This is a genomic window from Streptomyces sp. NPDC054956 (assembly GCF_053609185.1).
Genome location: NZ_JBSGXB010000239.1, coordinates 1 through 11,994 on the forward strand (window position 1 = coordinate 1; position 11,994 = coordinate 11,994).

11 protein-coding genes and 1 pseudogene are annotated in these 11,994 nt (G+C 74.0%); 5 read left to right on the top strand and 7 right to left on the bottom strand.

From position 1 onward, the window contains the following. Nucleotides 1-50: 50 nt before the first annotated feature. From ACWGDE_RS28670 to trpA, 3 genes are all read right to left on the bottom strand, one after another. Nucleotides 51-698, bottom strand: a complete 648-nt coding sequence (locus ACWGDE_RS28670) for a DJ-1/PfpI family protein (protein WP_453391928.1) — start codon at nucleotides 696-698, stop codon at nucleotides 51-53. Between the two features lie 117 nt (nucleotides 699-815). After that, a complete protein-coding gene (locus ACWGDE_RS28675; protein WP_453391929.1) occupies nucleotides 816-1,496 on the bottom strand; it encodes a helix-turn-helix transcriptional regulator in 681 nt (226 codons plus the stop codon). Nucleotides 1,497-1,523: 27 nt separating this feature from the next. Continuing rightward, nucleotides 1,524-2,345, bottom strand: coding sequence for a tryptophan synthase subunit alpha (trpA, locus tag ACWGDE_RS28680; protein WP_453391930.1), 822 nt, complete (start codon nucleotides 2,343-2,345; stop codon nucleotides 1,524-1,526). Nucleotides 2,346-2,793: 448 nt separating this feature from the next. Between trpA and ACWGDE_RS28685 the strand changes: the two genes are divergently transcribed. Then, the gene (locus tag ACWGDE_RS28685; RefSeq protein WP_453391931.1) at nucleotides 2,794-3,726 is read left to right on the top strand and encodes a helix-turn-helix transcriptional regulator; all 933 of its coding nucleotides are present in this window, start codon (nucleotides 2,794-2,796) and stop codon (nucleotides 3,724-3,726) included. On the opposite strand, the gene ACWGDE_RS28690 is transcribed toward ACWGDE_RS28685, so the two are convergent. Together ACWGDE_RS28690 and ACWGDE_RS28695 are read right to left on the bottom strand one after the other, a co-directional pair. After that, nucleotides 3,680-5,344 carry an amidohydrolase gene (locus tag ACWGDE_RS28690; protein WP_453391932.1) on the bottom strand — a complete coding sequence of 555 codons (1,665 nt, stop codon included), beginning with the start codon at nucleotides 5,342-5,344 and terminating at the stop codon, nucleotides 3,680-3,682. The two genes, ACWGDE_RS28685 and ACWGDE_RS28690, sit on opposite strands and share 47 nt — an antisense overlap. A gap of 32 nt (nucleotides 5,345-5,376) precedes the next feature. Continuing rightward, nucleotides 5,377-6,057, bottom strand: coding sequence for a TetR/AcrR family transcriptional regulator (locus ACWGDE_RS28695; protein WP_453391933.1), 681 nt, complete (start codon nucleotides 6,055-6,057; stop codon nucleotides 5,377-5,379). Between the two features lie 68 nt (nucleotides 6,058-6,125). Between ACWGDE_RS28695 and ACWGDE_RS28700 the strand changes: the two genes are divergently transcribed. Beyond that, nucleotides 6,126-7,595: a purine-cytosine permease family protein gene (locus ACWGDE_RS28700; protein ID WP_453391934.1), complete on the top strand. Its 1,470-nt coding sequence runs from the start codon at nucleotides 6,126-6,128 to the stop codon at nucleotides 7,593-7,595. On the opposite strand, the gene ACWGDE_RS28705 is transcribed toward ACWGDE_RS28700, so the two are convergent. After that, nucleotides 7,572-8,399, bottom strand: coding sequence for a helix-turn-helix transcriptional regulator (locus tag ACWGDE_RS28705; RefSeq protein ID WP_453391935.1), 828 nt, complete (start codon nucleotides 8,397-8,399; stop codon nucleotides 7,572-7,574). The two genes, ACWGDE_RS28700 and ACWGDE_RS28705, sit on opposite strands and share 24 nt — an antisense overlap. 239 nt (nucleotides 8,400-8,638) lie before the next feature. Between ACWGDE_RS28705 and ACWGDE_RS28710 the strand changes: the two are divergent. Further along, nucleotides 8,639-9,077, top strand: a pseudogene (locus tag ACWGDE_RS28710) (hypothetical protein). A 67-nt stretch (nucleotides 9,078-9,144) separates the two neighbouring features. After that, complete coding sequence (locus tag ACWGDE_RS28715) at nucleotides 9,145-9,669, top strand: GNAT family N-acetyltransferase (protein ID WP_453391936.1); 525 nt, start codon at nucleotides 9,145-9,147, stop codon at nucleotides 9,667-9,669. Here ACWGDE_RS28715 and ACWGDE_RS28720 read toward each other — a convergent pair. After that, nucleotides 9,666-11,057: a tetratricopeptide repeat protein gene (locus tag ACWGDE_RS28720; protein ID WP_453391937.1), complete on the bottom strand. Its 1,392-nt coding sequence runs from the start codon at nucleotides 11,055-11,057 to the stop codon at nucleotides 9,666-9,668. The two genes, ACWGDE_RS28715 and ACWGDE_RS28720, sit on opposite strands and share 4 nt — an antisense overlap. Nucleotides 11,058-11,207: 150 nt before the next feature. On the opposite strand from ACWGDE_RS28720, the gene ACWGDE_RS28725 reads away from it, so the two are divergent. Then, nucleotides 11,208-11,994: M64 family metallopeptidase (locus ACWGDE_RS28725; protein ID WP_453391938.1), on the top strand; the 787-nt coding region annotated here is incomplete at its 3' end.

Sequence of the window (11,994 nt, forward strand, 5' to 3'; positions counted from 1 at the left end):
GCGAGGCCCCGTCCGGCCCGTTGCGGAACGGCTCCGGTACCGGGCGGGCCTCACACCGGCCTCGCCCGGACTTCGGCGGCGATCGCGGCGGCCCGGGCCTTGACCTCGGGCGTGGCCTTGGCGGGGGAACCGCTGTCGAAGGGGGGCCGCGGGTCGTACTCGATGAGGAGCTGGACGGCCCCGGCCGTGGTCTCGTCCTCGATGCGGGCGGCGAGCGCGAGCGCCATGTCGATCCCGGAGGAGACACCGGCCGCGGTGACCACCTTGCCCTGGAAGACGACCCGCTCCTCGGTGTAGGAGGCCCCGAAGGACTCCAGCCGGTCGATCGAGTTCCAGTGGGTCGCGGCCCGCAGGCCGTCGAGGATTCCGGCGGCGCCGAGGAGCAGGGCCCCGGTGCAGACGGAGGCCGTCCACTCGGTGGTCGGGTGCACCTCGCGCAGCCAGCGCACGTACGGGGCCGCGGGATCGGCGAGGGCCCGGGAGCCCGGACCGCCCGGCACGACCACGAGGTCGCAGGAGCCTACGTCGCTCAGCGCCGCGTCGGCGTTGATCCGCAGGACCCCGCTGTCGGCGAGCACCGGTCCCGGCCGCTCGGCGGCGAAGAGCACGTCCGCGCCGGGCAGGAAGCGCAGGACCTCGTACGGGCCGATGGCGTCGAGCGCCGTGAAGCCGGGGAAGAGCGGGAAGACGATGCGCATGGGCTGGTGTCCCTCTTTGGAGTGCGGGTCGGTCGGTGCGTCGGCCGGTACGCGGCTTCGGCGTCCGCGGGTCGGTTCGTAGGCGGCTCCGGCGTACGCGGCTTCGGCGTACGCGGGTCAGTCGGTGCGCGGCTCCGGCGGGCGGGGGTCCGCCGTGCGGAGGTCCGCCGCGCAGAGGTCCGGGCCGACGAAGGGCAGGAGCCGTGCCGTGGTCCCGGTGGATTCCAGCAGTCCGTCCAGGACGCCCTGATGGACGGCGCACACGACCTCGGGCCGGGCGCGGGCCAGCTCCCGGTACGGGCAGCCGTGCAGCAGCACCCGCCGGGTGGCGGGGTCGGGGCCGGGCTCGTCGCGGGGCGCGAAGCCCATCCGGGCCGCCACGGCGAACACCTGCTCCGCGGCCGGACCGCTCCCGGCCAGCCGCCGGCCCCACCCGCGACCGGCCTCGCGGGACGCGCCCGGACCCCCGCCCACGGCCTGGGCCAGGGCTTCGGCCAGCTCCCGGAAGGGGGCGTCCGCGGACTCCTCCTGCGGATCCGGGCGGGTGGCCGCGTACCGCAGCCGGGGGCGGCCGCGGCCCGGCCCCGCCGAGGCGGTGGCCGCGATCAGGCCCGCTTCGGCCAGGGCCGTCAGATGGTGGCGGACGGTGGCGACCGAAAGCCCCGTGGCAGCGGCCATGTCATCCACGCCCAGCAGGCCGTCCGCCTCCCGCAGCAGGGTCATCAGACGCCGACGCGACGGTACGGCCAGGGCGTGGTGGACACGCTGGGCATCGACACCACGGGGCATTTCGGTCATGTCCCTAATATAATCGATGCCTATGGTTTAAAAAGGGAAGGAAGTCCTTCCGCCGCGCAGCGCGTCGCGCAGCTCCGACGCCAGTGCGACGGCCGAGGAGATCCCCCGCCGGCCCGGTGCCCGGTGGACCGCCCGGATCAGGGCCGACCCCACGATGGCGGCATCGGCGTACCGGCCGATCTCGGCGGCCTGTTCGGCACGGGACACCCCGATGCCGACGCCCACGGGCAGCGGCGTGAGGGCGCGCAACCGGTCGACGAAGGCGGGCAGGCCGCTGCTGAGCGGTCCTTCGGTTCCGGTGATCCCTTGGGTGGCGGGCGCGTACAGCATGCCGCCGCCAAGCCTCCCGATCCGGGCCAGCCGCTCGTCCCCGGCCGTGGGCGCCACGACGAAGACGGTGTGCAGACCCGCCCTCCGCGCCTGGGCGAGCCACGGCCCGGACTCGTCGAGGGGCAGGTCGGGCATGATCACCCCGGCGGCTCCCGCCGCGGCGAGCTCCTCGGCCGCGCGGCGGAGTCCGTAGCGGTGGAACAGCTGGTAGTAGCCCATCACCAGGACATGGGTGCGCGGGGCGAGTTCGGCGACCGCCTCGAGCAGGTGCCGTACCCGGAAGCCGGCCGCGAGTGCCTGTGCGCTCGCCCGCGCGACGGTCGGCCCGTCCATCATCGGATCGGTGAACGGCCAGCCGACTTCGAGTACGTCCACGGCGTCCGCCATCCGGCACAGCAGCTCGCGGCTCGCCGCCGGGTCCGGGTACCCCGCCGGCAGATAGGCGGCGAGCAGCGGACGCCCCGTACGGAAGGCCGCGTCGAGCGCGGCGGCCGAGACACCGTTGCGGGAGTCCGTCATCGGGTGGCGGCGCGTGCGCGTACGAGGGAGGGGCAGGGGGCGGGGGCTCGGGCTCCCCATCCGGTGTCGAGGGCCGGTCCCGCCGTTCTGTGCATCCTCATGCGCGCCATCCCGCCCGTGTCGGCATCCCGGTCGTACCCCGGGCCGGATTGCGGCCCGCGGTCAGCATGGCGAGGGAGATCCCTCCCGCGCATTGTTCTCATGCGACACGAAGGGGAGGGGGCGCGTCCGGTCGGTGGGGTGGGTGGTGGGTGGGAAATCGGCCAACAGGAGGAGAGCGGCGGGCCGTTGGCTCAAGATCGCATTGCCGTCCGTCCCGAGGCCCGGACACGATACGGCCGTTGATCGACTTCGGTCCTCGCCCCGTCCCGTCGGGAGGCGGGACGGGGCGAGGCGGGACGGGAGCGGGGCCGGCGCCGGGAAGAAGAGTGAAGAGAGAGGGGAAGCGGTGGCACGCGAGGACCGGGAGGCCGCCTCCTACAGCCGGCAGCTCGCACCTTCACCGGTGCTGCGGGGCATCGTGTCCGGCTACTCCGCCTACGCCCACGCCGCGGGACCGGTACGCCGACGCCTGGTCGTCCCCAACACGATCGCGACGGTCAACTTCGGCTTCGGGGCTCCCGTACGGACCCTGAGCATGGCCGGCGACCGCACGTACAGCACGGCCGCCTCCCGCGCCGATCTGCCCGCCACCGTCGCGGTCCGCGCCGAGCACGAAGGGGACGTACGCGGAGTGGTGGTCCGCATGAGCCCGATGGGCGCCTACCACCTGTTCGGGGTCCCGATGGCGCAGTGGCGCCTGCCGCACCTCGATCCCGTCCACCTCCTCCCGCGCAAGCTGCGCCACCTGCCGGAGATGCTCGCGCACGCACCGCTCGGTCAGCGGCTCCAGCTCCTGGAGGCCGCGCTGCTGCCGCTCCTCGAGCGCGGGGCGCGGGTCGCCCCGGAGGTGCTGTGGGCCTGGCACGAGCTGCACCGGACGCGCGGCCGGATCCGGGTGGCCCGGCTGGCGGCCGACACCTTGTGGAGCGTGCGCCATCTGGAGCGGCGGTTCCGCGAGCAGATCGGGCACTCTCCCGCGGCCATCGCCCGGATCCTGCGCTTCACGCACGCGCTGCGGCTCCAGAAGAAGGGCCTGCCGCTGGCCCGTGTCGCGGAACTCGCCGGATTCCACGACCAGGCCCATTTCAACCACACGGTCCGGGCCGTCACCGGCACGACGCCCACCGAGTTCCTCGGGGACGGCCGGATCGAGTGGAACGCCGAGCCGGGGCCCGAGCCGACGTCCGGGCCGGGGCACGGGCCGGGGCGCGAGCCGGGGCCCGCGTCGGCCGCTACAGACTCGGGTCGCGGTGGGTCGGGCGCCCGTCGAGGACGGTGAGCAGGACCGGCAGCGCGGCCAGATCGGTGGCCGCGGTGGTCAGGGGGTCTCCGGCGAGGACCGTGAGGTCGGCGCGGTAGCCCGCGCGGATGCGGCCGGCTTCGTGCTCCTCGCCCGCCGCCCGTGCGGGGTTCACGGTCATGCCCTGGAGGGCTTCCAGGGCCGTGAGCGCCTGTTCCGGGCCGTGCGGATCCTGGCCGAGGTCCCGGGAGGGACGGCGGTGGCGGGCGCCCGCCATCACGCCCAGCGGCGGGTACGGGGCGATCGGCCAGTCGGAGCCCAGGACGACGGTGGCGCCCGAGTCCCACAGGTCGCGGCAGCGCCAGGCGCGCGAGGCGCGTTCCTCGCCGAGGCGGCGCGACCAGTTGTCGGTGTGGTCGGCGCGGGTGAAGTCGCAGCAGTGGGTGGGCTGCATGGAGGCGAGGACACCGAGCTCGGCGAACCGGTGCAGGGTGTCGTCGGGCACGGTCTCGATGTGCTCGACCCGGTGCCTGACCGCGGGTCCGCCGCCGGCCCGGGCCTTCTCGACGGCGTCGAGGACGTGCCGTACGGCCGCGTCTCCGATCGCGTGGGTCGCGGTGGGCACGCCGGCCCGGTGCAGCTCGCCGATGATCCGGGTGTAGACCTCGGTGTCGGGCCAGAAGGCGTGCGTGGACCCGCCGTGGCAGTCCGGGTGTTCGAGCCACGCGGTGCCGTTGTCGATGGTGCCGTCCATGAACAGCTTGACGCCCTCGGTCCGCCACAGCGCGCCGCCGGCGCCCTGCCGCTCGATGAGCTCGCGCACCCCGTCGGCGTCGGTGCCGGGCTGGCACCAGGGCGCGACCCGCAGCCGCAGCGGCAGCTCGCCGGCCGCGTCGAGCTCGGCGAGGAAGGCGAGGGTGTCGCCGTTGGCGTCCATGACGTGGCCGCCGGTGAGTCCCGCGGCGGCCATGCCGCGCAGGGCGGCGGCGAGCCGGTCGAGGCGCTCGCCGCGGGTGGGCTGCGGGGCGACGCGCTCCACGAGCTCGCAGGCCGCGTCCTCCAGCAGCAGTCCGGTGGGCCGTCCCTCGGCGTCGCACACCACTTCGGCGGAGGCCTGGGCGAAGGTCCGCGGCCCGTCCACGCCCGCCAGTTCCAGCGCCCGCCGGGTGGCCAGCACGGAGTGGGCGTCGAAGAGCAGGAGGAGCGCCGGAACCCCGTCGAGCACGGCGTCGAAGGGGGCGGGCCCGACCGGCCGGTCCCCGAACGCGTTCGGGTCGAGGCCCCAGCCGCGCAGCCAGGCGCCGGGCGCGAGGTCGCGTACCCCCTCGGCCAGGACCTGCCGCACCGCGTCCAGGTCCGTGCAGCCGGACAGGTCCAGCCCGTGGGTCAGCTCGGCGCCCGAGACGGGGTGGAGGTGGCCGTCGACCAGGCCGGGGGTCACCACGGCCCCCTTGAGGTCGATCACCGTCGAGGAGGCGTCCGCGAGTCCGCGGATCGGGCGGTCGTCGCCCAGGGCGGAGATCCGTCCGTCGGACACGGCCAGGGCGGTCTCCGGCAGGAAGGTGCCGGTCACCGGGTCGAGGAGCCGGGCCGAGAGCAGGACCAGGGGGTGGCGCCCCGCGCGGGCGGAGTCGGGAGCTCGGGGGAGGGTGCGCACTGCGGCTCCTTGAGGGACGGGTCTCGGAGGGTCTAGCGGATGGTGTCGGCGGGGGCGTCCGCGGCGCCGTGGCCGTCCGTACCGGCTGCCGCGGCGAGCGTTCCGCCCGGCAGGCCGAGTTCGCGCTCCGCCGTGGTGACGGCCATGCGCGTGACGGCCTCGGGGCGGTTGCGCGTGTCGGTGTTCGCGTGGGCGCCGAGGCCGTCGAGTACGACCAGGATCTGGATGGCCGTCACGTACGGATCGTCGGTGCGGAACTCCGCCCGCTCGACGCCCTGGCGGAGGAGCCCTTCCAGACGCCCGCGCCAGGCGGCCTCCTGTACGGCCACCCGGTCGCGCAGCACGGGACGGTAGCGGCTGAGGTGGCGGGCGTTGATCCAGAGCCGGCTGATGTCGTCGTACGGCTGTCCCGTCGCGCGTGCGAAGAACCGGGCGAGGTGCCGCAGGGGGCTTCCGTCGGGCCGCTCCGCCGGCAGGAGGCAGTCGAGCTCGTTGCTCGCGGCGGTGGCGAAGGCCTCCGCCACGAGGTCCTCCACCGAGGGGAAGTAGTGGCTGATCAGTCCCGGCCGGACGTCGAGGCCCTCGGCGATCCTGCGCAGGGTGATGCACTCCAGTCCCTCGGTGAGGGCGACGGTTGCGGCGGCCCCGACGATTTCCGCACGTCGGGCGGCCGGAGTTTTCCGCGTTCGTTTGTTCTGGGGGCTTGACGGCATGGCGGCAAGGCTATTGAGTGTGCGACCAATAAGCAAGCAGCTGGGCACGACCGCAGCCGGAGGGCTCCATGGCGTCCACCCTTCCCGACCCGCACCAGGACCCGTACGGCCCGGGCACCACACCCGCGACACCGTCGCCCTCGGACCGGGTGGGCCACATCGAATCCCACGGCATCGACCACGTTCCCGAGGGGGAACGCCACGGCCGCGCCCGTGAGCTCTTCGCCGTCTGGGCCGCGGCGAACGTCAACTACCTGAGCCTGGTGGTCGGCGGGGCGCTGATCCTCATGGGCCTGAGCCTGGGGCAGGCCATCGCGGTCATCCTCCTGGGCAACCTCTTCTGGGTGCCGGTCGGCCTGCTCGCCGTCTCCGGCCCGGCCTCGGGCACGCCGAGCGAGGTGATCACGCGGGCGATGTACGGGATCCGCGGCAACCGGGTGAACATCGCGATCACCGGCTGGCTGATCTGCATCTGCTACTTCGCCCTCAACCTGGCCGCCGCCGCGATCTCCGCGTTCTCCCTCGTGGAGAAGGCCGGCATCGAGACGAACTCCGGTGTCAAGATCGGCGTCGTGGTGGTCATCGCCGCCCTCACCCTGGCCATCAGCGTGTACGGGCACGCCACGATCGTGAAGCTCTACCTCCCGATCGCCGTGACCCTCGCCGCCGCCTTCGCCGTCGTGGCCTTCGGGGTCGTCGACCACGCCGACTTCGGCCACGAACCCGCCGAACCGCTGACCGGCGGCGCCCTGTGGGCGGCCCTCGTCGCCGGCGTCACGCTCATCGCCTCGGGCCCGCTCTCCTACACCAACAGCGCCGACTTCTCCCGCTACCTGCCGCGGGCGACCTCCCCGAAGGCCGTCGCGGGCTGGACCGCGCTCGGCGGCTACCTGCCCAGCATCGCCGTCACCTCGCTCGGGGCCGTCGCCGCGACCGCCGTGGACATGACCGACCCGCAGACCGGGCTGGAATCGATCCTGCCCGCCTGGTTCGTCCCGGTGTTCCTGCTCGCCCTGGTGCTCGGCGCGATCTCCAACAACGCCATGACCGCCTACAGTTCGGGCCTCGCCCTGCAGGCCGCCGGCGTCCGCATCCGGCGCTCCCTCAGCGTCGTCGTCGACGGTGTGCTCGGCGTCGCGCTGACCCTGTACGCGCTCCTCGTGTCCAACTTCCTCGACACGGTCAGCGACGTCCTCCAGCTGACGGTGGTGCTGCTCGGCCCCTGCATGGCCGTCTACGCGGCCGACATGCTGCTCCGCCGGTGTCGCTACGACGGGCTCGCGCTCACGGACGAAACCCCGGGCAGCCCGTTCTGGTACACCGGGGGAGTCAACTGGGCGGGGGTGCCGGCCCTCACGGTGGGCACCGCCGCGGCCGCCCTCTTCGTGAACACCGTCTACACGGGCCCGTTCGCCCACGCCCTGGGCGGCGTCGACCTCTCCCTGCCCGTCGGCATCATCGTGGCGCCCCTCCTGTACGTGGCCCTGATGCGGCGCATCCACCCCGGGCACCGCTCAGGGACGCGCGAGCTTCCGTAGCGCCTCCTCGGACGGTGAGCCCGGCTCGGCGGCGAACAGGTCCAGACCCCAGCACGACGGCTCGTCGGGCAGTGCGATGAGCTCGCCGTGCAGGGGCAGTTCGCCCACGGCCGGGTGCTGCAGCACGTACGCCCGGTCCCGCACCTGTGCGACGGGGTGCTCCGCCCACATCCGCGCGAAGTCCGTGCTCCGTTCCCGCAGGTGCTCGATGTGCGCCGCGAGCCCGGCGTCGCCGCGGTACCGCCCGAGCAGGACGCGCAGATGCGCCACGTGCTCGCGCGCCGCCCGTTCCCAGCCGGCCCCGTGCAGCCGCGCGTACGGCTCGGTGAACCACAGGTGCGAGACGGTGCGACGGTCCTCCGGCAGCGATGGGAAATCGCCGAACACGGCCACCGCGAGGCGGTTCCAGCCGATGATCTGGGTGTGCCGCCCGACCAGCAGCGCCGGCGTCATCACGAACGACTCCAGCAGGTAGCGCAGGCCCGGGCGCACCACCGAGGAATCCGTGCCGTGCGCGCACGGCCGGGGACGCCGCGCGATCCGGTGCAGGTACGCCGTCTCGTCCCCGTCGAGGCGCAGCGCCGTGCCGATGGCGTCCAGGACCTCGTCCGAGACGCCGTCGCCCCTGCCCTGCTCCAGCCGCGTGTAGTGGGCGATGCTCACGCCCGCCAGCCGGGCCAGCTCCTCGCGGCGCAGGCCCGCGACCCGGCGCACCGCGCCGTAGTCCCGCAACCCGACGTCCTCGGGGCGCAGCCGGGCCCGCCGTGACTTGAGGAAGTCGCTCAGTTCGGCCCGGTCGTCCATACGAGGACCCTACGCCCGGGCCCGCGCAGGGTGATCACGCCGTGAGTACGCAGGACTTGGGCCTGGGTGGGAGACCGCGGAGGTTCCAGGCTGTCCGTCGGGCCACCGACGCGCGACCCGCGTGCGGCCCCGCCACGTCCGCCCGCCGCCGGTCGGCCCGCGGCATGGCACCCGATACGAACGAACGGAGAGAAGCCGTGCCCCTCGTGCCCCTCACGGTTGGATTCATCGGCAGCGGAATGATCGGTTCTTCCGTGGCCCGGCTGGCCGTCGCGGCAGGCCTGGAAGTCGTGCTCAGCAACTCGCGGGGCCCCGGGACCCTCGCCGGCCTCGTCGCGGAGCTGGGCGGCCCGGCCCGCGGGCGCGCCGGACCGCAGCGCCCTGCCCGTCGCCGGCGACGACGAGCGGGCCAAGTCCGAGGCAACCGGACTCCTGGACCTGCTCGGCTACGACGCGGTGGACACCGGTCCGCTCGCCGCCAGTTGGCGGAGCGGACCGAACACGCCGGTCTGCGTGGAGCCGTACCTCGGCGGGATACCGGCCATGAACGTCGAGGACTTCCTGGACTGGACGCTGCGGACACCCGGCATCGCCGTCCCCGCGGCGCGCGTCACGAGCCTCCTGCGCGCCGCGGTCCGTCGTCCCGCGGGCGAGGCCCTGCTCCCGAGCGCCGACTGAACCCCCGACCGCCCACCGGGGCCGTCCGGCACGCGGAGGCCCGTGCCCCGGCTGTTATCGTCCGCGTATGCCCGAGCTGATCACACCCACTCCCCGCCTGTACGCCTCGTGGCTCGCCGCGCAGGAGGAATGGGGCCCCGACGCGCACATGGACGGCGCCGGGCTCGGCTCCGACGACGACGTGGACAGCCCGGAGGGCTTCGCCGCCTGGACGGAGCGGCTGCGGAGCTACGGGGACCGCACGGTGCCGGTCGAGCACGGCCGCGTCCACGCCACGTACTGGTGGATCGCGGAGGGCGACGAGTACCTGGGCGCCATCGATCTGCGGCACTACCTGAACGGGTTCCTGCTCGACGCGGGCGGCCACATCGGCTACAGCGTCCGCCCCTCGGCCCGCGGCCGCGGCCTGGCCACCTGGGCCCTGCACGAGGTCCTGCACGAGGCACGGCTGCTGGGGATGGACCGGGTGCTGCTCACCTGCGACCCCGGCAACCTCGCCTCGATCCGCACGATCGAGAGCAACGGCGGTGTGCTGGAGGACGTCCGCGAAACCCTGATCGGCCCGAAGCGGCGCTACTGGATCGACCTCTAGCCGGCGCCGTCGGGGACGGAAGGATCCGAAACGGCCCAGCGCGGGGCCGGGCGCGGAGGGAACGCCGGAGCCGCCGGTGCCGGGCCCAGCGTGGTGGTGCCGGGGGCCGCCCGGTGGCCCAGGCCCGTGCGGTACGCGTCCAGGGCCGCCTCGGTGCGGCCGGTCCGGCGCAGCAGATCGCCCAGGAGCCGGCAGAGGTCGGCGAGGTCGCCCGTCGCCCCGCTGCGCTCCAGCAGCGCCAGCGCCTGCACGTAGTGCTCCTCGGCGGAATCGGTCTCGCCGCGCTCCTCGGCCATGAGCCCGAGCAGCCGGTGCGCCCCGCCGGCGTGCACGGCGCCGTGGCTGTCCCCGAGTTCCAGCAGGGCCGAGAGCAGCCCGGCGGCTTCCTCGTACCGGCCGAGGCGGCGCAGTACGTCGGCCAGCTCGACCTCGACCTGGGCGGTGTACAGGGCCGCGCGGCCGGCCGAGAGCATCTCCCGGGCCGTGCGCAACTCCCGCTCCGCGCTGACGAGGTCGCCGTTCTGGGCCTGTACGTAGCCGCGCATCCAGTGGCAGTGCGCGAGGTCGGTGCGCAGCCGCAACTGTCCGTAGATCGCCTGGGCCTTGGCGAGGGAGGCGTCGGCGTCGGCCACGCGCCCCTCGGTGAGGAAGGTGCGCGCGACCTGCCGGTGCATGCCCGCGACCAGGGCCGGGTCGTTGACCTGCGGAGCCAGTGACAGGGCGACCTCGGCGGCGTGGGCGGCCCGGGCGTGGGCGCCCATGTCGATGTACGGCCCGATGACCGCCGCGTACAGGAGCACCAGCGCCTCGGGGTCGGGCAGTCCGCTCGTGCCGAGTTCGTCGATGGTGGATTCGAGCAGGTAGCAGGCGTACCGGAGTTCCCCGGCGAGCAGGTGCGCGACGGCGCGGCCGCGGATCGGGCGGGCGCGCCGGGGGAGCGGCTCGTCGGCCAGCAGCCGTTCGGCCTCCTCGAAGTGGCCGATGGCGTCGGCGAGTTCGCCCGACTCCAGGGCGCAGTCGCCCAGTCCGAGCAGTGCCTCGGCGCGGCCGTCGGCGAGTCCGAGGTGTTCGGCTTGCGCGAGGAGGCCCCGGTAGCGGACGGCGGCCTCGTCGGGTGCTCCGGCGGCCAGGACCTGTTGGGCGTCGGTGAGGGCGAGGCGCAGCTCGGTGGCCATGTGGGCGGGGCGTCCGGTGGCCAGTTCCTCGTAGGAGGTGCCGAGCCGACCGGCGAGGAAGCGCAGCGCCGCCTCGGAGGGGCGCACCTTGCCCGACTCCAGCGTCGAGATGTAGGCCGGGGTGTAGGAGGGCTCCGCCAACTTCTTCTGGGTCAGGCCGAGTTCGGTGCGCATGCGCTGAACCCGGCGGCCGATCTCGGCCGGTTCGTCCATGGAAACCCCCTGGTTGCTCGAACTCCCCAGTATTCAGGGGGAGTGGGGCATTGCGCACCCGTCGTGCGCCACCTAGTTTAAGCAACCGATTCAGCACGCTTAACTTCCCAGTTAACTTCCACTCAACTTCCTTCACCGGGGGAGGACTCCATGCGCCACGTCAGACGTCCAGCCGTCCGATCGGTCCTGCGCGCGGCCGTCGCGGCAGCCTGCGCGACCACCGCCCTGCTGGCCGCCGGGCCCGTCCGGGCGGCCGACGCCCCGGCCGCCGAGCGGCGGGTGGAGGTCGAGATCCCGGGCCCGGAGCAGGGCGGCGACGCCGGATCGGGCCACACGCTCGTGCCCGCCGGCACCGCGGCCGCGACCGGCGCACGGCTCTCGGAGGCCGAGCGGGCGGCCGACGGCGAGGTCGCCAAGATCGTCGACAACGGCCCCACCGCCGACCGCCTGGACGTCGTCGTCATCGGCGACGGCTACACCGCCGACGAACTGGCGAAGTTCCACGCCGACGCCCGGGCCAAATGGGCCGAGGTGACGGCCGTGGAGCCGTACACCACCTACCGGAACCTCTTCAACGTCTGGACGGTCGACGCGGTTTCCCGCGAGTCGGGCGTCTCCGGCGACCCGGACAGGGCGACCGTCCGCGATACGGCCCTCGGCTCCTCCTTCTGGTGCGAGGGCATCGAGCGGCTGCTGTGCGTGGACCAGCCCAAGGTGGACACCTACGTGTCGAAGGCGCCCGAGGCCGACCTCGTCATCGTCCTCGCCAACAGCGCCAAGTACGGCGGCGCCGGCTACAACGAGCCCAGCGCCACCCTCGGCTACGAGGGCATATCCACCGCCTCCGCGGGCAACGCCAAGTCCGGCCAGGTGGCCATCCACGAGACCGGCCACTCGCTCGGCAAGCTCGCCGACGAGTACTTCTACCCCGGAGTTC